The organism is Ensifer sp. Root31 (assembly GCF_001424825.1).
Lineage (GTDB): Bacteria > Pseudomonadota > Alphaproteobacteria > Rhizobiales > Rhizobiaceae > Ensifer > Ensifer canadensis.
Genome location: NZ_LMCO01000023.1, coordinates 70793 through 93732, shown reverse-complemented (window position 1 = coordinate 93732; position 22940 = coordinate 70793). Strand labels below are relative to the sequence as shown.

The window sequence follows — 22940 nt, the reverse complement described above, 5'->3', positions numbered from 1 at the left end:
AGCCGCGCAAACAACATGCGCGGTGCTAATCGCGCTTTAGTCGCGGCTCGACCATGACGGCACGGGATCGTTTTCGGCAGGTGTGGCGTCGTGGACGCCGCGGGCGATCGCGCGCGCCATCGTCGCGGCGGCGGCAGCACCCAGCTCGAGGAAGTCTGCGAGCTCCAGCGTCCGGCCGCTTGCGCCGGTGGCAAGGGCGAAAATGAGGTCGCCGTCGAGCGGCGTGTGCGCCGGCCATATTGCCCGCGAGAAGCCATCATGCGCGGCGATCGCCAGGCGCTTGGCCTCGGCCTTGGTCAACACCGCATCTGTGGCGATGACCGCAATCGTGGTGTTGGCGGCGGCCGACAAGTTTGCGCCCATTTTCGTGCGGACCTCGGATGCATTCGCCGGCATGGGGTGGGGAAGGCCGAGCCCACCGAACTCGTCCTGTTTCTCGTGAGGGGCGGCCCAGAAGTGCCGGGTGCTGCCGACAGTCGCAGAACCCAAAGCATTGACGGCCACGAGCGCGCCGACGGTAATGCCGTTCGGCAGCACGATTGAGGCGGAGCCAAGGCCACCCTTGAAGGTCGCGGTCAAGGCGCCAGTGCCGGCACCGACCGAGCCGGTGGCAAAATCAGCGTCAGCCTTTTGTACAGCCTCATACCCAAGTTCGCGGTAGGGCGGAAACTGCCCCCAATCCTTGTCGCCGCCATTGATCAGGTCGAACAGGATGGCGGTCGGGACGATCGGCACACGGTGCGGGCCGATCACAAACCCACGTCCCATTTCCCTGAGCGCCGCCTGCGCCCCGGAGGCGGCATCCAGCCCAAACGCTGACCCGCCGGACAGAATGATACCATCGACTGTCTGCACGGTGTTGTGCGGTTGGAGAAGATCCGTTTCGCGCGTGCCGGGCGCGCCGCCGAGCACCTGGACGGCGGCCGTTGCCGGCGGATCGCAGACGATGGCAGTCACGCCCGATTTCAAGCGATGATCTTCGGCATTGCCGACGGAAAGGCCGGCGACGTCGGTGATAAGGTTGCGTGGACCAGGCAGCATCATTGCACTCCGGCGGCGTCGGCAACCGGCACGAAGCGGCCGCTCTGCCATTGCATCAAGCGATAGGGGTTGTCGGCGCGTTCATGCCCCGCATTGAAAGCAATCGGCCCAAGAACCGTCTGGTATGGCCCCTTGAGCAGGGCCTCTGTCAACGGCTTTTCATCCTTCTCGGCCTGGTCCTTGGCCTGCTCGAGAACAGACATGGCGCCGAAGGCCTGAAGCACATAGCCATCGGGCTCGATGCCGGCGGCACGCATCGCCTCGGCTATGGGCTTTCCTTCGGGCGACCGCGCCGCATCGGGCAACGTCAGCGCCAGGACACCATCGGTGAGCGGCTCGGCCACGTCGGCTGCATTCAGCGTGTCACCGCCGAGCAAGGTGAGGTTCGCGCCTTCCTCCTGCGCGTCGCGCGCGATCACGGCAGTATCCTGCCGGTCGCCGCCGGTGAAAACGTGGGTGGCGCCGCTCTTGACGAGCCGCCGTACAAGATTGATCTGCTGTTCCTGGGCCGGCCGATAGGTGTCGGTAAAGACCGGGGTCAATCCGATTTCGCCGAGCGCTGCGCGCACGCTCTCGACCAGTTCGCGGCTATGGATCGTGCCGTCGTCGATCAAGGCGATCGGCTTGTCCTTCCAACGCGCGGTGATCGCAGCAACGACGGCTGCCGATTCGGCCTTGCCACTCGGCGCCAGGCGGAACAGCGGCCAATGCTTCTTGAGTACGTCTTCCATCAGGATGTCGGACCGTACGCTCAACGTCACCGCCGGTATATTGGCCTCGGCGAGGGCGGGCAGTGTCGCGTCGAGGCTCTCGACGCAGAGGAAGCCGATGGCCGCCTCTGCAGCTGCTGCCACAAGCGCCTTGGTCAGCGCTTCTGCACCGGCCGCGTCGCATGTTTCCGGGATGACGACGATTTCGCTGCCGCGATCGCCGGCCTGGAAAGAGGCGCCATCGATGATCTGTTTGCCGAGAAGGGCAAATGGCCCTTCAACGGGGGCAACGACCGCGACCTTGACGCCGGCAGCGGCGGCAGGTGCGGCTTGCGCCATTCCCGCTACGATGAGGCTCAAAACGATCGATCGAAGCATGCAATTCCCCGCTACTGCATAATTCCCAAGCTCGGATTGGTTTCAAGGAAAGATTATGCAGCGAGTCCAAAAATGCTACCGCAATCCTTGGCATGAACTCAATCACCCGCAGCGCTGTAGTGGCCGCATGTTTTAAGGATGTGGCCACCGGCGTCAAAGGAAAAGATGCGAGTGGAAACAACGGGCATCCGATCCGCGCCATGGCCATGTCGCGGATCTGCAAGAATCTCCAGCCGGCGGGTTTCATAATTTACGCCAGCGTCTATATGTGCCTGACCTCGCCCGGAGAGAGATGTGTTGGAGAGAACCCGACTGGACCCGATAAGTTATCGCGACGCCATGAGCCGCCTGGCCGGCCACGTGCAGCTCATCACCGCTGCCAGTGGCGGCGAGCGCCGCGGCGTCACGGTCACTGCTTCCTGCTCGGTTTCCGACAGTCCGCCGACCGTTCTCGTTTGCCTGAACGGCGCCAACCCGCGCAACGACATCTTCGTGCGCGGCGACAGCTTTGCGCTGAACCTGCTCGGTGACGAACACCGTGCGCTCGCCCACGCCTTTTCCGGCCGTGACCAGCTCGACATGGATCGTCGCTTTGCGCTTGGCCAATGGAGGCAGCTGGCAACCGGTTCGCCGATCCTCGTCAATGCGACGGCCGCGTTCGATTGCCGGCTGATCGAGGTCAAGACCATTGCGACCCATCTGGTGCTGTTCGGCGAGGTCGTGGACGTCGCGCTTGGCCCGCCGCGCCCGCCGCTCATTTATGTAGACCGCGGATATCACTCGCTGTAGGTTTTCACGAGGCGTAATTCACTCTCTGCGCTTGATTGAGAAAACGCCTGCAACTTGCTGATATAAAGGCATTACTTCAACCGAAATAGCTTACAACTGAAACTGGCCGTGGCGGAGGATGCATGACGGCACCGGCGACAGGCGTATTGCCCCAATCCATCGATGAAACGATGGCGATGCTGGAGGCACAGGATTATCTCGCCGGCACGGCGCTTGCGACCGTGCTGTTTCTCGCGTTGCGGATGAAACGCCCGCTCTTTCTCGAGGGCGAGGCCGGTGTCGGCAAGACCGAGATTGCCAAGGTGCTGGCTCGTGCCCTCGATCGGCCTTTGATCCGCCTGCAGTGCTACGAGGGGCTCGACGTCGCCTCCGCCGTCTATGAGTGGAACTACCCTGCGCAGATGCTGGAGATCCGGTTGTCGGAAGCGGCCGGAGCGGTCGACCGACGCAGGGTCGAAAGCGACATCTTCTCCGAACGATTTCTCATTCGACGCCCGGTACTTCAGGCGATTTCCGCTGAGAACGGGCGGGCGCCGGTGTTCCTGATCGACGAACTCGATCGCACGGATGAAGCCTTCGAAGCGTTCCTGCTCGAAGTCCTCTCGGATTTCCAGGTCACCATTCCTGAACTCGGCACCATCCGTGCCATTGAGCCGCCTATCGTCATCATCACCACCAATCGCACGCGCGAGATCCACGACGCCTTGAAGCGGCGCTGCCTCTATCATTGGGTCGACTATCCGAAGGCAACACAGGAACTCGAAATCATCCGCCGCAAGGTTCCGGGCTGCAACGCCGCCCTGTCGCGCGAAATCATCGCCTATGTGCAGCGGCTTCGCACCATCGCTCTCTTCAAGAACCCGGGTGTCGCCGAGACGATTGACTGGGCAACGGCCCTGACCGAGCTCGACCGGCTCGCGCTCGACCCCGAAACGATCGCCGATACGCTCGGCACCTTGCTCAAATACCAGGACGACATCGCCAGGATCGACGGAGCCGAGGGGCGCAAGCTGCTCGCCGAGGTCAAGGCCGAATTGCTGGCGGCCGGTTGACGATGGAGCCGGGAGAACATTCGCCTGACGGTGCCATTCTCCCGCCGATCCCGCCCGGTGACGGAAAGCTCGCCGACAACATCGTGTACTTTGCCCGCGCCCTGCGACGCGCCGGGATAAAGATCGGACCCGGGGCGGTGGCCGACGCCATCGACGCGGTGACCCTGATCGGCATCGGCGCCCGCGAGGAATTCTACGCCGCCCTTCAGTGCATCTTCGTCAAGCGCCACGAGGACCAGCCCGTGTTCGACGAGGCGTTTCGCCTGTTCTGGCGCTCGCGCGGCCTCGTCGAGAAAATGATTGCGATGATGTCTCCGCTCGCGCCGCAACGCGAGAGCGAGCGCCAGCGCCGACAGGCCGGCGAGACGCGCGTCAGCGACGCACTGATGTCCGGCCACGATGACACCCGGCCGCCACGTGACGAACCCGAGATCGAGGTCGATGCGCGCTATACGGTTTCGGGGCGGGAGCTGTTCCGCAAAGCCGATTTCGCCCAGATGACGGCTGCCGAGATTACCGAAGCAAGGCGGGCGCTATCGTCTTTGGTGCTGCCGCTCGATCGGGTTCGTACGCGTCGGTACCGCGCTTCGGCGCGGCAAATCCGGATCGACCCGCGCGCGACGATGCGCGATGCGATGCGCTTCGGCGGCGAACTGATCTTGCCGCGCTTTCGCGAACGGCGTCTCGTTCATCCGCCGCTGGTCGTGCTTGCCGATATTTCCGGCTCGATGAGCCAATACACCCGCATCTTCCTACACTTTCTCCATGCCCTGAGCGAAAAGCGCCAGCGCGTTCACACCTTCCTCTTCGGCACGCGGCTGACCAATGTTTCGCGACCGATGCGAAACCGCGACCCGGATGTCGCGCTCGACGAATGCATCTCCGCGGTCAAGGACTGGTCGGGTGGCACGCGCATCGGCGAAACCCTGCATGAGTTCAACCGACGCTGGTCGCGGCGCGTCCTGGGGCAGGGCGCCATCGTGCTCTTGATTACTGACGGGCTCGAGCGGGACGATACAACTGAGCTTGAGCAGGAGATCGATCGCCTGCATCGATCCTGCCGTCGGTTGATCTGGCTTAATCCGCTGTTGCGGTTCGACGGCTTCGAGGCGCGGGCGCGCGGCGTCAAGGCGATGCTGCCGCATGTTGACGAATTCCGTGCCGTGCACAATCTTGAGTCCGTGGGCGAGCTGGTCAGATCGCTGTCGGGTCAAAGGTCCGGAGAGGCCGACCCTCGACGGTTCATGAGCGAGCATCGCGCCTTGCTGGGAGGCAAGTAAAATGCAGGTATCAGCTGACGTCCTCGATCCGCTCGCCGTCGCCGAAGTCTGGGCTGGCGAGGGCCGCCAAGTAGCGATTGCAACGGTGATCGAAACCTGGGGGTCTGCGCCGCGGCCGGTCGGCAGTCATCTGGTGATTGACGGTGCCGGCAATTTCGAAGGTTCCGTTTCCGGCGGATGCGTCGAAGGTGCTGTCATCAGCGAAGCCGCTGATATCATTGAGACGGGAAATCCGAGGATCCTGGAATTCGGCGTAGCCGACGAGACGGCATGGCGTGTCGGTCTTTCCTGTGGCGGCCGGATCCGGGTGCTTGTCGAGCGGGTTGACGGCTGAGCCATGGACCTCACAACCCTTCAGGCATTGAATGCAGCCCGGACGCGGCGGCAAGCGGCTGTTGTCTTCAGCGATCTCGAGACCGGCCAAAGCGTGCTCTGCGTCGCAGGCGAGCGCTGTCCGGCCGAATGGACCGAGGCGATGGCGGCAGCACTTCGCTCCGGCAAGCCCGGAATGATCGTCGTAGGTGAGCGGTCCTTTTTCCTCAATGTCTACCTGCCGCCACCGCGCATCCTGGTTGTCGGCGCCGTCCATATCTCCCAGGCGCTCGCGCGCATGGCGCCCATCGCAGGCTTCGACCTTACTATCATCGATCCACGCACGGCCTTTGCGACGGCCGAGCGCTTTGCTGGCGTAGAGCTGATAGCGGAGTGGCCCGAAGATGTTCTCAACGTCCGGCCGCTTGATCGGTTCACGGCCATGGTCGCCCTCACGCATGATCCGAAGATCGATGACGAACCGATCCGGGCGGCCCTTGATGCCGGCTGTTTCTATGTCGGTGCGCTTGGCAGCAGAAAGACCCATGCAGGCCGCGTCGAACGCCTGCGTCGCCTGGGGCTAACCGACGATGCGATCGCGCGGATCAGGGCGCCAATCGGCCTCGACATCGGCGCGGCGAGCCCAGCGGAGATCGCCCTTGCTATCCTTGCCGAAATCATCGAAGCGCTCAGGCGCCGGGATATCATGCCCGGCAGCGAGGAGCATCGATGAGATTTGGGAGCCTCAGTGTTTCAGCGGCCGAAGGCACCGTGCTTGCGCACGCGGTCAAGATTGGCGATCTTCGATTGCCGAAGGGGCACGTCCTGACCTCAGCCGATATTGCTGCATTGGTTCAGGCGGGCACCGACGAAGTTATCGTCGCCCAGCCGGATCGGGGCGATCTGCTGGAGGATGAAGCGGCGGCCCGGATCGCTGCGGCGATCGCGCCCGACCATCTGCGGTTCTCGGCAGCGGCAACCGGCCGCGTAAACATCTATTCCCGCGTACACGGACTGTTCGTCGCCACCCGCGACACCGTCGACCGGTTGAACCGCATCGACCCGGCCATCACGCTCGCCTGTCTTGCAGATCATGTGCCGGTGCAGCCCGGCGACATGGTGGCGACGATCAAGATCATCCCGCTTGCGGTGGCAGGCTCGCTCGTGGCGAAGGCGGAAACGCTGCTACGCCAACACACAACCTTCGAGGTCAAACCCTTCGCCCCGCGCGACGCGGCACTAATAGCAACCGAGTTGCCATCGCTGAAGCGCCAGGTCATGGACAAGACCCATGCCGTGCTGGCTGCGCGCCTGCGGCAATCCGCAAGCCGGCTAACGACCGAGCGGCGCGTCGCCCATACGGAAGACGCCGTGGCTGCAGCCATCGGCGATTTGAAGGCAGACCACGACCTCATCGTCGTCTTCGGCGCGTCGGCGGTTGCCGATTCGGATGATGTCATTCCGGCCGCCATCCGCCTTGCGGGCGGCACTGTCGATCATGTCGGCATGCCCGTTGATCCCGGCAATCTCATCGTGCTCGGCCGCGTCGGCACGGTGCCGGTGGTCGGAGCGCCCGGCTGTGCGCGGAGCCCGCGTGAAAACGGCTTCGATTGGGTGCTCGATCGCATCCTCGCCGGCGAATGGCCAAGCCCGCATGACATTACCGGGCTCGGCGTCGGCGGCCTGCTGAAGGAGATACCCACCCGCCCGCAGCCGCGAGAGCCCGTTGCCTCCAAAGCTCTGGGCCCGGTGGAAACCGTCGTGCTGGCAGCGGGTCGTGCAAGCCGCATGGGGCCGGAGGGCGGCCACAAGCTGCTCGCGACCTTCGGTGGCGTGCCCCTCATCCGTCGCACCGTCGTCAGCGCGCTTGCAGCCGATATCGGCCGGGTGATCGTTGTCACCGGCCATCGGGAGGCCGAAATCCGCGCTGCACTCGGCGATTTGCCGGTGACGCTCGTTTCCAATCCCGATTACATGTCCGGTATGGCATCGTCGCTGACATCAGGGCTTTCGGCACTCGATCAAGGAGCGGGCGGCATGCTGGTGATGCTCGCCGACATGCCCGGGATAACGGCAGGCGATCTGCGCCGGCTCGTCGATACATTTACCGCTGAAGGCGGGCGGGCAGTGATTCGAGCAACGGCCGATGGCCAGCGCGGCAACCCGGTTATCCTGCCGCGCCAGACATTTGCTGCCATCAGCCAGCTGGTTGGCGATGTCGGCGCAAGGCATATCGTCGAGAGATGTGGCCTGCCGGTGGTCGACGTCGAGCTTGGAGCAGCTGCGCGTCTCGACCTCGACACACCGGAGCAGATCATCGCTGCCGGCGGCATATTGGAGGAGTGACAGCATGGACAATGCGGCAATCGAAGAGATGTTCGAAACGCTTGGGGCCGTGACCATCAAACGCATGTTCGGCGGCAAGGGCGTCTATTTCGAAGGCATCATCTTCGCGCTTGAAGTCGATGGCGAAATATTGCTGAAGGGCGACGACAGGACAGGCCCGACCTTCGAAGCGGCCGGATCCAGACAATGGGCCTATGACGGCAAGGGGAAAACGGTGAAGATGCCCTATTGGAGCATCCCGGAAGAAGCGTACGACGATCCGGACGAAATGGCGCGGTGGGTCAGGCTTGCCTATGAGGCGTCGCTGCGGGCCAAAAAATAGAATCGACGATGGAGTTTAATTGGCGTCAACCAGCGCCTTCGTCTGCACGCGAATGGCACGGACGGCGTCGGCGGCAAACCGCGAAAGCGGCTGGGGCAGGGCATCGAGATCGTACCAGCCGATGTCGGAAAGCTTGTCCGGTTCGGTCAGTTGCGGTTCGCCCGAAAAGTCGTCGGTCACGTAGATCATCGAGATCCAGTGCTGACGATCTGCTTCGATCAGTTGTTCGCTGAGGCAGAGAAAGCGGGTCGAGCGGATAGACAGGCCGCTTTCCTCTTCCGCCTCACGGCGCGCAGCAAGCTCGCTGCGCTCCATGTGATCGACCTTGCCGCCCACGATATTCCAGTGGCCGGCCTCGGGCGCCTTCAAACGCTTGCACAACAACAGCTTGCCATCGCGCATGATCGCTAGTCCGCAACCGAAGCCCGGAAAGTCGATGCCTGGCCGACCCATTGATAGGATCAGGCCTTGCCGGCGATCAGCATGAATGCGGGGATTTCGTCGCCGAAACCGACAGGTGTCGGGCCGTCGTCGTGATCGCGACGGTGGCGGCTGCGGCGATCGCGGTTGTCGTCATTGGCAGGGTTTGCCGCGCGGACCGGACGTTCCGGACGGTGGCCGTTGCTCTGCTTCGTCTCTGCGTTGCGTGCCGGTTTCACCGATTCTACCCTTTCCACGACTGCTTCAATTTCGGCCTCACTATCGGCACGAACCGTATCGGTTTTGTGATCGGAACGGCCACGTGGCGCCCGGTCCCCATCTTTTTTATTACGGTCCCTGCGACCGTCACGACCGCGTTCACGGCGACCGGTGTCGTGGCTTTCCATCGGCTCGGGAAGGTTCGACAGATCACCGTTCAGCCACTCGACCTTCTGGCCGATCAGCTTCTCGATGGCGTCGGAGAACTTCGTGTCGCGCTTGGTCACCAGCGTGAAGGACGCGCCGGAGCGGCCAGCACGGCCGGTACGGCCGATGCGGTGAACATAGTCTTCCGCATGGATCGGCACGTCGAAATTGAAGACATGGCTGACATCGGGGATGTCGAGGCCGCGGGCAGCAACATCGGATGCGACCAGCAATGTGATGTTGTTGTCCTTGAAGCCGGCAAGCATGGCCATGCGCGAGCGCTGGTCCATGTCGCCATGCAGAGCACCAACCGAGAAGCCATGACGCTCGAGCGACCGGAAGAGGTCGGCGACATCCTTCTTGCGATTGCAAAAGATGATGGCGTTCTTCAGCTCGTCCTGGGCGCGGATCAGATCGCGCAGCACGGCGCGCTTCTCGTAATCCTTCGCGTGCGTCGCGACGAAGCGCTGCGTCACCGTCTGTGCCGTCGATGCCGGACGGGCAACTTCGACCCGTTCCGGGTTCTGCAGGAAGCGGTCGGCAAGCTTCTGGATCTCCGGCGGCATGGTTGCCGAGAAGAACAGCGTCTGGCGCGTGAACGGGATCATCTTGGCGATGCGCTCGATATCAGGAATGAAGCCCATGTCGAGCATGCGGTCAGCTTCGTCGATGACCAGGATTTCGACGCCGCTCATCAAAAGCTTGCCACGCTCGAAATGGTCGAGCAGGCGGCCGGGCGTGCAGATCAGCACATCGGCGCCGCGCTCCAGCTTGCGGTCCTGTTCGTCGAACGAGACGCCGCCGATCAGAAGTGCGATGTTGAGCTTGTGGTTCTTGCCGTACTTGTCGAAGTTCTCTGCAACCTGGGCCGCCAGTTCGCGCGTCGGCTCCAGAATCAGCGTGCGCGGCATGCGCGCACGTGCACGACCCTTTTCGAGCAGGGTCAGCATCGGCAACACGAAGGATGCCGTCTTGCCTGTTCCCGTCTGCGCGATGCCGAGGATATCACGGCGCTGCAGTGCCGGGGGAATGGCACCAGCCTGGATCGGGGTCGGGATTGTGTAGCCCGCATCGGTAACTGCGGAGAGAACTTTTTGGCTAAGGCCAAGGTCAGCAAAATTGGTCAAAGGGAAATCTGTTTCCGTTCCGGTTCGGGAAGAACACTGCTCGATCGGTGGAAAACACACCACCGCGTGGCCGGGCTCTTAAGCCGAATGCCGTCGAAAGTCAAGAAATCCAGCACGTTGAAGCTGGAAAAGGTTGATGGCAACGAATCTGTTGCGTTTCTTGTCAAGTAGCACGGGCCGAGCGGGTCGGCATGATGCTCATTTCATGTAGCTCGCGAGCTTGCTGCTGGCGTTCAGAAACCGCATGGGGTCGACTGCCTGACCGTTCAGCCTGACCTCATAGTGCAGGTGCGGGCCTGTCGAACGACCGGTGTTGCCGGACTTGGCAACGACATCACCGGCCTTGATCCGGTCGCCGACCTTGACGAGCACCGTCGAGAGATGGGCATAGCGACTGGAAACGCCATTGCCATGATCGATCTCGACCATGTTTCCATAGCCACCCGTCAGCCCGGCAGTCGTCACGGTGCCCGGAGCCGTCGCGCGGATGCGGGTGCCGACGGTGGCGCGAAAGTCTATGCCCGCATGCAGCGCCAACCGCCCGAGAAAGGGATCGAGCCTGTTGCCGAAGTCGCTGGTGATATCACTTGCGGGCGACGGGTTGCCGAATGGCAACTCCCGGACCTGTGCGCGCGTCCGCTCGAGCTCGACAAGCGCCGAGTCAAGCGCGGCAAGCGATCGACCGAAGCCATCGTCATTGACGGGCTCTACGAAAGGTCCGCCGATCGCGCTATCTATGGAACCGGTGGTTTCATCTGAGGGCGGCAATTCGGCGACGTCATTTTCTGGTAGGGCAACACCTGTGCGACCGACGATCTTGCGGATCGCCTCGGACGTTTTGGCGGCTCCGTCGGTCAGTTGCTCAAGCCGCAACATCTGGTCGCGCTCAACATCCTTCAGCGAGAGCGTCACTTTCGAAAAAAGCCGATCGGCGCGATCGGAGGTGCTTTCAACCGTGGCAGGCCGGGCATAGGCGAGGGCCGCAACTCGGGCGGGCGCGGCACCCTGTGTGCCGCTCAGCCCCATCAGTTTTTCGATTGCCTGCACACCGCCCGTGGCATCGGCACGTTCTTCGTAGGCGAGGGGTTCGACCGGTGCAGGTTGGGTGAAATCGGTCGACAGACCAGAATTTTCAGCCCGTTCGATCAGCGCGCCGAGTTTGCCGTTTCGAGAAGAAAGCGCCTGCTGCTGCTGAAGCAGCTTTTCGACTTTCTCTTCGACCACCTGTTGATCGAGTAACTGCCGGCTCGTAACGCGATCGACCTGCGCTCGCAACGCGGTGATTCGATCTTCGTATTCGTGCTGCATGCGCGCTTGGCGGGCGATCGTGCCACCGATGAGGTCGTCGCGAAGAACAAGGTAGGATGTGGCGGCGAGGTAACCGATGCTGAACACACCGGCTGCAGAAACGGCAAGGGCCGCCATCCAAGGACGCACGGTCATGTGACGAACCTTGTCGCCGCTCGCCAGGATCAGGACGTGATTCTGCGCGCGATTTCCGAAGGTGCGATTTGCCGAACGTTCAGACACTCCACCGCTCCCGCCATGTGCGAATTGTCTCGCATTGCTTGACGGGCATTACACTTCGTTAGGGTTAATATTTGGTTGAGTGCTCGCGCTACGAGAGGTTGTGGAAGCCGTCATCGAGCGATAGAACGATGGCGTCAACCCGGCTTCGGCGCGGGCGATATCGTTGAATGGCGCCTTGAGGGGACCTCGAAAATTGGCGCGAACGAGCTGCTGGAAAGTCGCTGCCGGATCTTTCCGCTCCCGCGCGCACAGGAAACGAAACCATTTGGCACCGACGGCCACATGGCCTTTCTCGTCTTCGTAGATGACGTCGAGTACCGCGGCAGTCTCGAAGTCTCCGGTCTCGCGCATGCGCGCCTGCAGCGCCGGCGTCACGTCGAGCCCGCGCGCCTCGAGGATAAGCGGGACGACGGCCAGCCTGGCGGTCAGATCGTTGCGGGTGTCGTGCGCCGCCTGCCAGAGCCCGTCATGCGCGGGCAGGTCGCCATAGTCGGCGCCAAGGTCGTTCAGGCGCTGCCGAACCATGCGGAAATGCTTGGCCTCCTCGAATGCAACCTTCATCCAGCCGTCGAAAAACGAATTCGGCACCGATTCGGACGCAAAGCGGGCGACGATATCGAGCGCGAGATCGACGGCGTTGAGTTCGATATGGGCGATCGAATGCAAGAGCGCGATCCGGCCCTTGAGCGAGCCGAGCGAGCGCTTCTTCACCTGCGTGGGTGGCGTCAGAACAGGCCTTTCCGGCCGACCCGGACGCAGAGGAACGGGGCGATCCAGCGGCGAACGCAGCGACAGCGCACGGCGCTGCCAGCGCCGTGCCGCTTCCTGGGCCAGTTCCGTCTTGACGGTCAGGTCGGCAGCACTGATCGCCTCAACGGCAGCGCCGCGTAGACTGTGAAAGTTGGGAAGCGTCTTCATTGCGGCCTCGTCGTTTTGACTTAGAGCGCCTTGGCGGCCTCGAGCACTTCATTGGCGTGGCCATTGACCTTGACCTTCTCCCAAACGCGCGCAATCCGGCCGTCGGCGGCAATCAGGAAGGTGGTGCGTTCGACGCCCATATATTTGCGCCCGTAGAGGCTCTTTTCCACCCATAGACCATAGGCGTTGACGACGGATCTTTCCTCGTCGGCAGCAAGCGTGACTGCCAGATCATATTTCTTCGCAAAGCGATCGTGACGTTTCACCGAATCGGGCGAGAGCCCGATCAACTCAACGCCTGCAGCGGCAAACTCGGAGGCGAGTTCGGTGAAGGAAATCGCTTCCAAGGTGCAACTTTTCGTGTCGTCCTTGGGGTAGAAGAACAAGACGACCGGACGCCCGCGCAAGGCAGAAAGCGAAATCGTGCCGCCGCCGTCACGGGGAAGCGTGAAGTCGGGAGCGAGATCTCCGGGGGTGAGGCTTGCCATGAATAAACCTTCCTTGCGCCAAGTTTTGTGAACAATCGCCGGCTAGGGCATATCGAGAATCGGCGACCGCAGTCCAGCGGATCTGTGCTAGATTTGACAGGTTCCGGACGGGTTGCGTCGATAGGACCCTTTGCCCGGCATTCGCGCACACGAAACCCACGGATGTGTGAATGCTTTCCACAGCATGGTCGGCCAGACGTGATGACACCGTCCGGCCAGATGTGGTCTACGTGACGGCAATGATCCGTCGACCCGCTGCCGCATGATGCGTCGACGGGAGAGGCGGGCTTTCCCGTATGAACTGGAGGGCGTCCGCGCCGATGAGTGAGATCCGCGGCGAAAAAGTCGGCTTTCGCAAGAAAGACATCGTCGCGTTGCATGCGTTGCCCTCGGCGCAGGCACACGAACCCGTCATCGTGCATGCCCCGCACAAACGCGGGCTCTTGCGCTTTCTCAGCAAGATTGCCCTTTGCGGCTTACTGCTCGCCTTCATCACTGCGGCCAGCCTCATCGCCGTCGTCGAGAGCGGGGCGATCGACAGCACACTGAACGCGCGCGCCCGCACGGCGCTGAACGCGGCACTCGGCGGCGCCTATCGCGCTGAGGTCGGTAGCACCGTCGTTCGCATGACCTCGAACGGCGCGCTGGCGCTCAAGGCGCGGGAAGTGGCGCTGAGCGAAGCCACGTCCGGCCAACCTGTCGCAAAGTTGAGTTCGATATCCATTGCCCTCGACCCTCTGGCGCTGTTGACGGGCAGGATTTCGGTTTCACGTCTTGAAGCCGAAGGTGGCGACTTCGACACCGGCCTCCTGCCACGCGGCGAGCCGGTCGATCTGACGAAGATCAAGATCGCCGATGTCGGCGACGCACTGGAGCAGCTTTTTGCCCATGTCGACCGCATGTCGAAGATGGCGGCAGGGCGTGGCGACCAGACGGTGTTGCTTTCCAACTTTTCTTTCACAGTCGCCGGTGCACGTAACCGTGTCGTGCCGGTCGATGCCAAGGAGCTGGAGTTCAATCGTGATGCCGATGGCTCCATGCACGTCAAAGGCAGCGTGACCGTCGATGGAGTCGATGTCGATCTCAGCGCCAACGCTCTTGGTGCAAAGGGTCATATGTCCGGCTTCGAAGCGGCAATCTCGAACATTCCGCTGAAGCCCTTCTTCTATCACGGCCCCTTCGGCAAGGAGGCCGCCTTCGGCATCGATGCGACCGCGGGGCTGACCCTCACGGCGACACGCGCCGCCGAAGGCGCCAAGCCCGACCTTCGCGTGGCCGTCAGGACGTCGGAAGGTGCATTCCACGCCGGTGGGCTGGTTTCGACGATCAATCCCTCCCAGATGGATATCGCCTATGACTTTGAGCGGGCTGCCGTCGAGGTGCTGCCGTCGACGGTCAATATCGGTCGCTCGATCTTCCCGTTTACTGGTGCAGTGAAAGACCTCGACAGAACAGCAGGCGCAACCGATCAGGGTTTTGCCATCGATCTTTTGTTCAGGAATGCAAGTTCCGCGCCGGAGGACATTACCGAACGTCCCTTGATCTTCGATGCGAAGGCAAGCGGCCGCTTCACCTCGGATGCGCGCCACCGCCTGATCTTCGATCAGCTCGCCGTTTCCAGCCCGCTCGGCTCGATGTTCGGTTCGCTTTCGGTCGCCTTCGGCAAGACTTCGCCGCAGGTCAGCTTTGCCGCCGTCAGCGACCAGATGCAACCGACGGCCGTCAAGCAGCTTTGGCCCTGGTGGATCGCCAAGGGCGCGCGCCGCTGGGCGATCCGCAATCTCTTCGGCGGCACGGTCACTGATGCGCGCATCGAGGTTTCGGTGGCAGAGGGGCGGATCGCCCAGAACGAAGGCGAGCTGAAGCTCGACGAGAAAGAACTGAACATCACGTTCAACATCGACGAAACGCGGATCAACATTGCTGGTGAGATACCGCCGTTGCGCGACACATCGGGCACGTTCAAGCTGAGCGGCCAGCGCATGGAAGTGGGCGTAAAGCAGGGGGCGGCCTTTTTTCCCTCCGGCCGGTCCGTCGCGCTCAATGGCGGCGATTTCATCATTCCCGATGTCTACACCAAGCCGTTGATCGCGGAAATGAAGATCGAAGTTGGCGGCGAGGCAGACGCGATCGCCGAGCTCGTCACCTACAAGCCGATTCAGGCGCTGCAAAAGACACCGTTTGTCCCAGGCGACTTTACCGGCCCGCTAACCGCACAGGTCGGAGCGCGGTTTGGCCTTGTCACCGACCAGCACCCGCCACCGCCGCTCTGGCAAGTGGAGATGCAGCTTGAGGACGTCACCGTCACGCGCCCGATCGCCGGACGCGGCGTCTCCAATCTTTCCGGCACGTTCCGGGTCGACAACGAGCAAGCGGTTCTCGATGCCGATGCGGTTGTTGAAGGCGCAAAGGTCAAGATCGCGCTCACCGAACCGGTCGACAGCAAATCGAAGGTCAAACGCAAACGCGAAATCAGCGGCACACTCGATGCGGCAGCCCGGGAGAAGCTGACCCCCGGCCTGTCGAAGATCGTCTTCGGGCCGATGGACGTCGATCTGGTGATCGACGAGGCTGATGTTCAGCACGTTACCGTCGATCTGACCAAGGCCAGGCTCTCGCTTCCCTGGATCGGCTGGAACAAAGGTGCAGGCATACCAGCCGAGGTGCGCTTCACATCCGACATCAACGACAGCGTTACAACCATCAAGGACTTTGCAATCGCCGGTGACGGTTTCGGCGCACGCGGTAATCTGCAGGTCGATGGCGCCGGCATCGTTAATGCAAAGCTCAGCAATGTCCGTCTGGCGCAGGGCGACGATTTCAACGTTGCCATCGATCGCCGCAAAGGCATCCATGTCGTGACGCTGAGCGGTGCCGCGGCAGACATTCGTCCGATCCTTGCCCAGATGAAGAGCGGCTCGAACGGCGACGGTGGCGCCGGTGACGACATCACCATCCAGGGTCAGCTCGGTCGCGTCGCCGGCTTCAACGGCGAAGTGCTTTCGAATGTGAACCTGGTCTATTCGGAGCGTGGCCAACAGATCGAAGACATCAATCTGTCGGCAGTCACCGGAAGCGGCCAGGCAGTAGTGGCGCGGCTCGCCAAATCCGGTGCCGACAACATTCTTGAACTGACCACCGGCGACGCCGGCTCGCTTGCTCGGTTCGCCGACATCTATAGCAACATGCGCGGTGGTCTGTTGAACATGAAGTTGCGTGATCGTGGCGGCCGGTCATGGCGCGGCTCGATCGACATCCGCAAGTTCCAGCTGGTCGGCGAGCAACGGCTGCAGTCGATGGTGTCGACGCCGGCTGGACAGGACGGACGGAGCCTCAACCAGGCGGTAAAGCGCGACATCGATGTCAGCACGGCGCGATTCGAGCGCGGTTTTGCCCAGCTTGCCCTCGACCGCAGCGCCATTCGGGTCGATGGCGGCGTCCTCAGGGGAACCGATGTCGGCGCGACTTTCCAGGGAACAGTGCGTGACGGCAACGGCATCATGGATATGACGGGTACCTTCATGCCCGCCTACGGTTTGAACCGAATTTTTGGCGAACTGCCGTTGATCGGCGTCTTGCTCGGCAATGGCCGCGACCGTGGCCTGCTCGGTATCACCTTCAAACTCAATGGCCCATTCAACCAGCCGAAGCTGACGATCAACCCGCTTTCGATCATCGCGCCCGGCGTCTTCCGCAGCATCTTCGAGTTTCAATAATAAGGCCGGCACAATGGCCGGCCTTCGAGATTCTCTAGGAGTGCACCGGCTTATGCGGGGCGAACGAGGATATGCTTCTTCTTGCCGAGCGACAGCTTGACGATGCCATCCGAGGTCACATCGCCACTGCCGATCAGGCGGCGCTCATCGCTGACGGCCTCGTCATTGATGCGCACGGCGCCGCCCTGAACGTGACGGCGGGCTTCGCCGTTGGACGAGGCAAGCCCCGCACGTACGACAAGCGTCAGCAGGCCGATGCCGGCTTCGAGTTCCGACGCAGGCACGTCGACCGACGGCAGGTTTTCGGAGACTGCCCCTTCCTCGAAGGTCTTGCGGGCGGTCTCAGCAGCTTCCTCCGCTGCCTGCCGTCCGTGCAAGATTGCGGTCACTTCCGTTGCCAGAATCTTCTTGGCATCGTTGATCTCCGATCCGCCTAAGGCAGCGAGACGATTTATTTCGGCCATGGGAAGAGTGGTGAACAATTTCATGAAGCGGATGACATCGGCATCCTCGGTATTGCGCCAATACTGCCAGAAGTCATAGATCGGCAGCAGGTCCTTGTTGAGCCAAACAGCGCCATTGACCGACTTGCCCATCTTCGCACCGGACGACGTCGTCAGAAGCGGCGAGGTGAGGGCGTAAAGCTGGGTCGTTCCCATGCGGTGGCCCAGGTCGATACCATTGATGATGTTGCCCCACTGATCCGAGCCGCCCATCTGCAATCGGCAGCCGGTGCGCTTGTGCAGTTCGACGAAGTCGTAGGCCTGCAGGATCATGTAGTTGAACTCGAGAAACGACAGCGACTGCTCGCGATCAAGCCGGGTCTTGACGCTGTCGAACGACAGCATGCGGTTGACCGAGAAATGGCGGCCAACGTCACGCAGGAATTCAAGGTAGTTAAGCCCGCGCAACCACTCAGCATTGTTGATCATCAGTGCCGGGGTCTCGGACTTGTCGTAGTCGAGGTAGTTGGCGAAGACATGCTTGAGAGAGGCAATATTGTCCTCAATTATCTCAACGGTCATCAGCTTGCGCGCCTCTTCCTTAAAGGAAGGGTCGCCAACCATGCCTGTACCGCCGCCCATCAGCGAAATCGGCTGATGGCCGGTTGCCTGGAACCAGTGCAGCAACATGATCTGTGTCAGGTGGCCAACATGCAGGCTCGAAGCGGTCGGATCGTAGCCGATATAGGCAGTCACGGTTTCCTTGCGCAGCAGTTCGTCCAAACCAGATTCGTCGGAAATCTGATGAATGAAACCGCGCTCGCTGAGGGTGTGGAGGAAATCGGACTTGAACTCGGACATGACCTGTCTCTTTCGGCTGGGTAGAACGTCTGCGCGCGGCGTTTAGCACTGTTTGGGCAAAAGTGCACGTCTTTGCTTGGCCGATGTTTTTGCTATGTAGATGGGCAACGCCTTGGAGGAATGCATGGGCAAGATCATGACCGCGATCGGCTTGATGAGCGGGACAAGCATGGACGGGATCGACGTGGCGCTGCTGCGCACCGACGGCGATGCGATCGTCGAGCAGGGACCTTCGGCGGGATACGCCTATGAGGCACGCTTCCGCGACCGGCTGAAACAGGGTCTCGAAGACGCAAAGTCGATCGCCAGCCGCGAGCAACGGCCAGGAATTTTGGCCGATCTCGAGCGGGAACTGACGCTCAGGCATGTCGAAGCGGTTCAGGCATTTCTCCGGCAGAACAACATCTTGCGCGAAAGTGTTGATGTTATCGGGTTTCACGGCCAGACCGTGCTTCACCGGCCAGACGATGCCCTGACCGTCCAGATCGGCGACGGGGCGCTGCTTGCCCGCGAAACGGGCATCGATGTCGTCTATGACATGCGCGCCAACGACATGGAGCATGGTGGCCAGGGCGCACCGCTCATTCCGGCCTATCATGCAGCACTCGCCCGGAACGCCGCAGCGAATGGCGAACTGGTTCAGCCGGTCGTTTTCGTCAACATCGGCGGCATCTCCAATCTGACATTCATCGGCGCCGACGTCGGACTGGTTGCCTACGACAGCGGGCCCGGCAACACGCTGATCGATCAATGGGTGGAGGCACATGCCGGCATTCCCTTTGACCAGGGCGGCATGATTGCCAGCGAAGGCAGCGTGCTGCCGGATCTTGCCGAACGCTATCTGCTCAATCCCTTCTTCTCCTCGGACAGGCGCCGTTCGCTCGATCGCAACGATTTCGCACCGCCAAAGGGAAAGGACGCCAATCTCGAAGACGGAGCGCGAACGCTCGCCTATGTGACGGCGGCTGCGATCATCAAATCGGCCAGTCATCTGCCAGCAGCGCCCCGAACCTACATCGTGTGCGGCGGCGGCCGGCTCAATCCGGTGATCATGCGGGATCTGGCATCGGAGGCGACAGCCCATGGTGCAAACGTGCTTGCGGCCGAAGCGGTCGGCTTCAACGGTGATTCGATGGAGGCAGAGGCCTGGGCCTATCTCGCGGTGCGTGCGCAGCGGGGGTTGCCGCTCACCTATCCCGGCACAACCGGGGTGCGCCAACCGGTCACCGGCGGCAAATTCGCATCCCGCACCGCAGGCTGACGGCAGGTACCGCCTGCCGCGATTCCCTTTGCCCGATTAATCAAATTTTCGCCTGCCACCGATAGTATCGTCCGGTGCTGCCACATGAGGTGGCACAAAGCGGCCCTGCCGTGGCAACAGACAATTCGGGTTCGTCGATGGGTGGTGCGATTTCTCTGCTGGCTGTGAACTTCGTTATCGCCCAGATATTCACTGCAGCATTTCTTGTCATTGCCGCCAAGAGCCGGTCCAGAAGGGCCGCGCTCTTTTGCGCCGGCGGCTTTGCCGTTGCCTCGCTCGCGGCGGTATTCGAAACCGTCGTGCCCTTCACATCCTTTCCCCGTTTTTTTGCCATCGGTGCATTTGCGAGCGTGCTTGCCGGTTTCTGTCTGCTGCGCTTCGGCCTTGGTCTGTTCTATCGCGTGCCAGCCAACTGGCAGGTGCTTGTCGCCTTCTTCCTGGCCTCGGTGACGCTCGACCTCGCGATCTATGATCTTCCTAGGGGAACGCTGCAGCATGCCGCCCCCTACCAGTTGCCATTCTTTGTCATCCAGGCGTGGTCGGCCTCCGTCGTCATCCGCTCCAAACGGCGCTCGGCGGCGGACTGGATCCTGCTCTCGCTGCTGGTACTGACCTCTGGCTACTATCTCCTGAAAATCTACGCGGCCGTCGCGGCCGGTTCCGGGGCAACCGCGCAGGATTATGTATCGAGCCCGTTCGCGCTGATTTCCCAGGCGCTTGGCGCCGTGCTGATCGTCAGCACCGGTCTTGCGATGCTCGGCGTCATGGTCAAGGAGATCGTCGATGATGCCCGCGCACGCTCGGAAATAGACCTCTTGTCCGGGCTCTATAACAGGCGTGGCTTCACCGAACGCGTCATCCCTATGCTCCAGCTGCGCGAGGGCCGTCAGCCGGGCACCTTGATTCTGGCCGACCTCGACCGTTTCAAACTGGTGAATGACAGCTACGGACACCACACAGGTGACGAGGTGATCCGCCAGTTTGCGCGCGTCCTGAAAGATGTCATGCCCAACCGCGCAGTTGCCGGTCGTCTTGGCGGCGAGGAGTTTGTGGTTTTCCTGCCCTCCACAGATCTGGAGGAGGCGCGGGTGGTGGCGCACGGAATGCGCGCTGCGATGATGTCGCAAAAGATCGACGGTCTTGCGGAGCAGGCGAGAGTGACGTCAAGCTTCGGCGTTGCGGCGATTGCCAAGGGTGAACCGCTCGAACAGGCGATGCAGCGGGCCGACAAGGCTCTCTATGCGGCAAAAGAAAACGGGCGCAATCGTGTGGAATGCGCCGAGGCGCTACAAAATGTGGTCAACCCATTGCCCCCACAATGGATCGGGCGGCCTTAAGAGCCGCCCGCATCGGTATCAGCGGATGCGCTTGGCAGCCGGCTCCGGCGTCAGTTCGCCGTTGAGGCGGCGGTCGAGATAATCCTCGCATTCCGCCATCAGGCCTTCGACCTGGCCGTTGAAGAAGTGGTTGGCTCCCGGCACGGTCTTGTGGGTGATGAGAATACCCTTCTGCGCCTTCAGCTTTTCGACAAGTCCGTTCACGTCCTTCTCGGGTGCCACCTTGTCCGAATCACCATTGATGATGAGGCCGGAGGACGGGCAGGGCGCCAGGAACGAGAAGTCATAGGTGTTCGGCTGCGGGGCGACGGCCATGAAGCCTTCGATTTCCGGACGGCGCATCAGGAGCTGCATGCCGATCCAGGCGCCGAAGGAATAACCGGCAACCCAACAGCTCTTCGAATCGGGATGCAGGCTCTGCACCCAGTCGAGCGCAGATGCGGCATCCGAAAGCTCGCCGGCGCCATGGTCGAACTCGCCCTGGCTACGGCCGATGCCCCGGAAGTTGAAACGCAGCGTCGTAAAGCCGCGCTTCTGGAACATGTAGAAAAGCTGGTAGACGATCTGGTTGTTCATCGTGCCGCCGAACTGTGGGTGCGGGTGCAGGATGATGGCGATCGGGGCGCTCTTCTGCTTCGAAGGCTGATAGCGGCCTTCGAGGCGGCCGGCAGGTCCGTTGAAGATAATTTCGGGCATTGGCTCTCCGGGGGTGTTCCTGGTTCGAATCTTGGTTTCGGATCGCGATGAGTCTTGACGAAAGCACTCAGCTTTTCTAAAACCTAGTTTAGAACCGTTCAAAACTTCTGTGCGGGCATTCCGCCGTGTGCTTCGTCTCATAAGGCAAGCGGTGCGGAAAATTCAAGGAAAATGCATCGTCGGTGGTTGTCGGCGGTGAGCCTATTGTTCTAGCGAAGGAAATTATGTCGACCTCGCGCATCTATATGGACTGGAACGCCACGGCGCCGCTTCTTGCCGAAGCGCGCGACGCGTGCCTGTCTGCGCTCGATCTGGTCGGCAATCCTTCCTCCGTCCATGGCGAGGGCCGGACGATCCGCACGCTGATCGAAAATGCCCGCCGCGACGTGGGCGCGCTTTGCGGCGCCAAGGCGGCAAGCGTGATCTTCACCAGCGGCGCGACCGAAGCGGCCAACATGGTGCTGACGCCCGATTTCCGCATGGGCCGCACGCCGCTGAAGATTGGCCGACTCTATGCCTCGGCGATCGAGCATCCTGCATTGCGCGAAGGCGGGCGGTTTGCGCGCGAGAACGTTTCGGAAATCCCGGTGACGACCGCCGGTGTCGTCGATCTCGAGGCCCTGCGTGCGCTTCTCGACACCCACGACCGCGAAAGCGGCCTGCCGATGGTCGCGGTGATGCTGGTCAACAACGAAACCGGCATCATTCAGCCGATCTCCGAGATTGCCGCGATCGTTCGCACCCATGGCGGTATTCTCCTCGTCGACGCCGTACAGGCGGCCGGTCGGCTGCCGCTATCTATCGAAGAACTGGGTGCGGATTTTCTCATCATCTCCTCGCACAAGATCGGCGGCCCCAAGGGCGCTGGCGCGCTTGTCGCCCGGGGTGAGATCATGATGCCGGCACCGTTGATCCGGGGCGGCGGCCAGGAAAAGGGCCATCGCTCAGGTACCGAGAACGCGGTTGCGATCGCAGGCTTTGCTGCAGCGGCGCGCAAGGCTGCCGACAACCTCGATGATCGCATGGCATCGGTCGCAGCGCTTCGCGATCGGCTGGAACAGGATATGCAGACCTCGGCGCCGGATGTGGTGATCCATGGCCGCGACGTTTCGCGCGTTGGCAACACCATCTTCTTCACGCTTCCTGGCATGAAAGCGGAAACCGGACAGATCGCCTTCGACCTCGAGGGTGTCGCACTTTCGGCGGGTTCCGCCTGCTCATCCGGCAAGGTCGGTCAGAGCCACGTGCTGACTGCAATGGGTTACGACCCCCGTCAGGGGGCACTGCGCATCTCGATCGGCCCGGCCACCACGGAGGCCGAGATCGAGCGTTGCGCGGCGGTGTTCGCCAAGGTCGCCGCAAGGCGCCGAACGACAGGTCAGGCCGCGTGAGAACGCGCGGTTGAACGAAATTGCGGAAAAGCAATTTTCCGCTTGGCAAACGGGGTGAAAAGCGCCTTTTAGCCATTACATAAGCGGTGCGCCAAG

Annotated in this window: 20 protein-coding genes; 11 read left to right on the top strand and 9 right to left on the bottom strand. The window is 62.0% G+C overall.

The genetic code is table 11. The annotated features are described in order from the left end of the window. Positions 1 to 36 precede the first annotated feature (36 nt). Together ASD00_RS20535 and ASD00_RS20530 are read right to left on the bottom strand one after the other, a co-directional pair. Positions 37 to 1044, bottom strand: coding sequence for a P1 family peptidase (locus ASD00_RS20535; protein ID WP_057208668.1), 1008 nt, complete (start codon positions 1042 to 1044; stop codon positions 37 to 39). Next, complete coding sequence (locus ASD00_RS20530) at positions 1041 to 2129, bottom strand: branched-chain amino acid ABC transporter substrate-binding protein (protein WP_057208667.1); 1089 nt, start codon at positions 2127 to 2129, stop codon at positions 1041 to 1043. The genes ASD00_RS20535 and ASD00_RS20530 overlap by 4 nt, the downstream gene beginning before the upstream one ends. Positions 2130 to 2468: 339 nt before the next feature. On the opposite strand from ASD00_RS20530, the gene ASD00_RS20525 reads away from it, so the two are divergent. From ASD00_RS20525 to ASD00_RS20495, 7 genes are all read left to right on the top strand, one after another. After that, positions 2469 to 2918: a flavin reductase family protein gene (locus tag ASD00_RS20525; protein WP_082523666.1), complete on the top strand. Its 450-nt coding sequence runs from the start codon at positions 2469 to 2471 to the stop codon at positions 2916 to 2918. A gap of 122 nt (positions 2919 to 3040) precedes the next feature. Further along, a complete protein-coding gene (locus ASD00_RS20520; RefSeq protein ID WP_057208662.1) occupies positions 3041 to 3970 on the top strand; it encodes a MoxR family ATPase in 930 nt (309 codons plus the stop codon). A gap of 2 nt (positions 3971 to 3972) precedes the next feature. After that, entirely contained in the window at positions 3973 to 5250 is a 1278-nt protein-coding gene (locus tag ASD00_RS20515) for a VWA domain-containing protein (RefSeq protein ID WP_057208659.1), read from the top strand. A 1-nt stretch (position 5251) separates the two neighbouring features. After that, on the top strand, positions 5252 to 5584 hold the full coding sequence (locus ASD00_RS20510; protein ID WP_057208657.1) for an XdhC family protein: 333 nt from the start codon (positions 5252 to 5254) through the stop codon (positions 5582 to 5584). A 3-nt stretch (positions 5585 to 5587) separates the two neighbouring features. Continuing rightward, positions 5588 to 6295, top strand: coding sequence for an XdhC family protein (locus ASD00_RS20505; protein WP_057208654.1), 708 nt, complete (start codon positions 5588 to 5590; stop codon positions 6293 to 6295). After that, positions 6292 to 7908: an NTP transferase domain-containing protein gene (locus ASD00_RS20500; protein WP_057208650.1), complete on the top strand. Its 1617-nt coding sequence runs from the start codon at positions 6292 to 6294 to the stop codon at positions 7906 to 7908. Before ASD00_RS20505 ends, ASD00_RS20500 begins: the two co-directional genes overlap by 4 nt. A gap of 4 nt (positions 7909 to 7912) precedes the next feature. Further along, entirely contained in the window at positions 7913 to 8230 is a 318-nt protein-coding gene (locus ASD00_RS20495; protein ID WP_025427133.1) for a TfoX/Sxy family protein, read from the top strand. 15 nt (positions 8231 to 8245) lie between these two features. Here ASD00_RS20495 and ASD00_RS20490 read toward each other — a convergent pair whose 3' ends face one another. The 5 genes from ASD00_RS20490 to ASD00_RS20470 all read right to left on the bottom strand — a co-directional run bounded on the left by ASD00_RS20490 (position 8246) and on the right by ASD00_RS20470 (position 13139). Beyond that, positions 8246 to 8683, bottom strand: coding sequence for an NUDIX domain-containing protein (locus ASD00_RS20490; protein WP_025427132.1), 438 nt, complete (start codon positions 8681 to 8683; stop codon positions 8246 to 8248). 8 nt (positions 8684 to 8691) lie between these two features. Further along, a complete protein-coding gene (locus ASD00_RS20485) occupies positions 8692 to 10203 on the bottom strand; it encodes a DEAD/DEAH box helicase (RefSeq protein ID WP_025427131.1) in 1512 nt (503 codons plus the stop codon). A 198-nt stretch (positions 10204 to 10401) separates the two neighbouring features. Next, entirely contained in the window at positions 10402 to 11733 is a 1332-nt protein-coding gene (locus tag ASD00_RS20480; protein ID WP_025427130.1) for a M23 family metallopeptidase, read from the bottom strand. A 48-nt stretch (positions 11734 to 11781) separates the two neighbouring features. Further along, a complete protein-coding gene (locus ASD00_RS20475) occupies positions 11782 to 12651 on the bottom strand; it encodes a ferritin-like domain-containing protein (RefSeq protein ID WP_057208648.1) in 870 nt (289 codons plus the stop codon). A 20-nt stretch (positions 12652 to 12671) separates the two neighbouring features. Further along, on the bottom strand, positions 12672 to 13139 hold the full coding sequence (locus tag ASD00_RS20470; RefSeq protein ID WP_025427128.1) for a peroxiredoxin: 468 nt from the start codon (positions 13137 to 13139) through the stop codon (positions 12672 to 12674). A 320-nt stretch (positions 13140 to 13459) separates the two neighbouring features. On the opposite strand from ASD00_RS20470, the gene ASD00_RS20465 reads away from it, so the two are divergent. Then, positions 13460 to 16855: a DUF3971 domain-containing protein gene (locus ASD00_RS20465; RefSeq protein WP_057208750.1), complete on the top strand. Its 3396-nt coding sequence runs from the start codon at positions 13460 to 13462 to the stop codon at positions 16853 to 16855. A gap of 50 nt (positions 16856 to 16905) precedes the next feature. Here the strand turns inward: ASD00_RS20465 and tyrS are convergent, their stop codons facing one another. Then, on the bottom strand, positions 16906 to 18159 hold the full coding sequence (gene tyrS, locus ASD00_RS20460; RefSeq protein ID WP_057208646.1) for a tyrosine--tRNA ligase: 1254 nt from the start codon (positions 18157 to 18159) through the stop codon (positions 16906 to 16908). Between the two features lie 124 nt (positions 18160 to 18283). Here tyrS and ASD00_RS20455 point away from each other — a divergent pair, with 124 nt between their 5' ends. Both ASD00_RS20455 and ASD00_RS20450 read left to right on the top strand, forming a co-directional pair. Then, the gene (locus tag ASD00_RS20455) at positions 18284 to 19420 is read left to right on the top strand and encodes an anhydro-N-acetylmuramic acid kinase (protein ID WP_057208644.1); all 1137 of its coding nucleotides are present in this window, start codon (positions 18284 to 18286) and stop codon (positions 19418 to 19420) included. 137 nt (positions 19421 to 19557) lie between these two features. After that, on the top strand, positions 19558 to 20757 hold the full coding sequence (locus tag ASD00_RS20450; RefSeq protein WP_057208642.1) for a GGDEF domain-containing protein: 1200 nt from the start codon (positions 19558 to 19560) through the stop codon (positions 20755 to 20757). Positions 20758 to 20775: 18 nt separating this feature from the next. On the opposite strand, the gene ASD00_RS20445 is transcribed toward ASD00_RS20450, so the two are convergent. Then, entirely contained in the window at positions 20776 to 21453 is a 678-nt protein-coding gene (locus tag ASD00_RS20445) for an alpha/beta hydrolase (protein WP_025427123.1), read from the bottom strand. A 224-nt stretch (positions 21454 to 21677) separates the two neighbouring features. On the opposite strand from ASD00_RS20445, the gene ASD00_RS20440 reads away from it, so the two are divergent. Further along, positions 21678 to 22844 carry a cysteine desulfurase family protein gene (locus ASD00_RS20440; RefSeq protein ID WP_025427122.1) on the top strand — a complete coding sequence of 389 codons (1167 nt, stop codon included), beginning with the start codon at positions 21678 to 21680 and terminating at the stop codon, positions 22842 to 22844. Positions 22845 to 22940: the final 96 nt, after the last annotated feature.

Coding starts and splice junctions, on each gene's coding strand:
- ASD00_RS20535 (WP_057208668.1), bottom strand. CDS start 1,044: ATGATGCTGCCTGGTCCACGCAACCTTATCACCGACGTCGCCGGCCTT.
- ASD00_RS20530 (WP_057208667.1), bottom strand. CDS start 2,129: ATGCTTCGATCGATCGTTTTGAGCCTCATCGTAGCGGGAATGGCGCAA.
- ASD00_RS20525 (WP_082523666.1), top strand. CDS start 2,469: ATGAGCCGCCTGGCCGGCCACGTGCAGCTCATCACCGCTGCCAGTGGC.
- ASD00_RS20520 (WP_057208662.1), top strand. CDS start 3,041: ATGACGGCACCGGCGACAGGCGTATTGCCCCAATCCATCGATGAAACG.
- ASD00_RS20515 (WP_057208659.1), top strand. CDS start 3,973: ATGGAGCCGGGAGAACATTCGCCTGACGGTGCCATTCTCCCGCCGATC.
- ASD00_RS20510 (WP_057208657.1), top strand. CDS start 5,252: ATGCAGGTATCAGCTGACGTCCTCGATCCGCTCGCCGTCGCCGAAGTC.
- ASD00_RS20505 (WP_057208654.1), top strand. CDS start 5,588: ATGGACCTCACAACCCTTCAGGCATTGAATGCAGCCCGGACGCGGCGG.
- ASD00_RS20500 (WP_057208650.1), top strand. CDS start 6,292: ATGAGATTTGGGAGCCTCAGTGTTTCAGCGGCCGAAGGCACCGTGCTT.
- ASD00_RS20495 (WP_025427133.1), top strand. CDS start 7,913: ATGGACAATGCGGCAATCGAAGAGATGTTCGAAACGCTTGGGGCCGTG.
- ASD00_RS20490 (WP_025427132.1), bottom strand. CDS start 8,683: ATGGGTCGGCCAGGCATCGACTTTCCGGGCTTCGGTTGCGGACTAGCG.
- ASD00_RS20475 (WP_057208648.1), bottom strand. CDS start 12,651: ATGAAGACGCTTCCCAACTTTCACAGTCTACGCGGCGCTGCCGTTGAG.
- ASD00_RS20470 (WP_025427128.1), bottom strand. CDS start 13,139: ATGGCAAGCCTCACCCCCGGAGATCTCGCTCCCGACTTCACGCTTCCC.
- ASD00_RS20465 (WP_057208750.1), top strand. CDS start 13,460: ATGAGTGAGATCCGCGGCGAAAAAGTCGGCTTTCGCAAGAAAGACATC.
- tyrS (WP_057208646.1), bottom strand. CDS start 18,159: ATGTCCGAGTTCAAGTCCGATTTCCTCCACACCCTCAGCGAGCGCGGT.
- ASD00_RS20455 (WP_057208644.1), top strand. CDS start 18,284: ATGGGCAAGATCATGACCGCGATCGGCTTGATGAGCGGGACAAGCATG.
- ASD00_RS20450 (WP_057208642.1), top strand. CDS start 19,558: ATGGGTGGTGCGATTTCTCTGCTGGCTGTGAACTTCGTTATCGCCCAG.
- ASD00_RS20445 (WP_025427123.1), bottom strand. CDS start 21,453: ATGCCCGAAATTATCTTCAACGGACCTGCCGGCCGCCTCGAAGGCCGC.
- ASD00_RS20440 (WP_025427122.1), top strand. CDS start 21,678: ATGTCGACCTCGCGCATCTATATGGACTGGAACGCCACGGCGCCGCTT.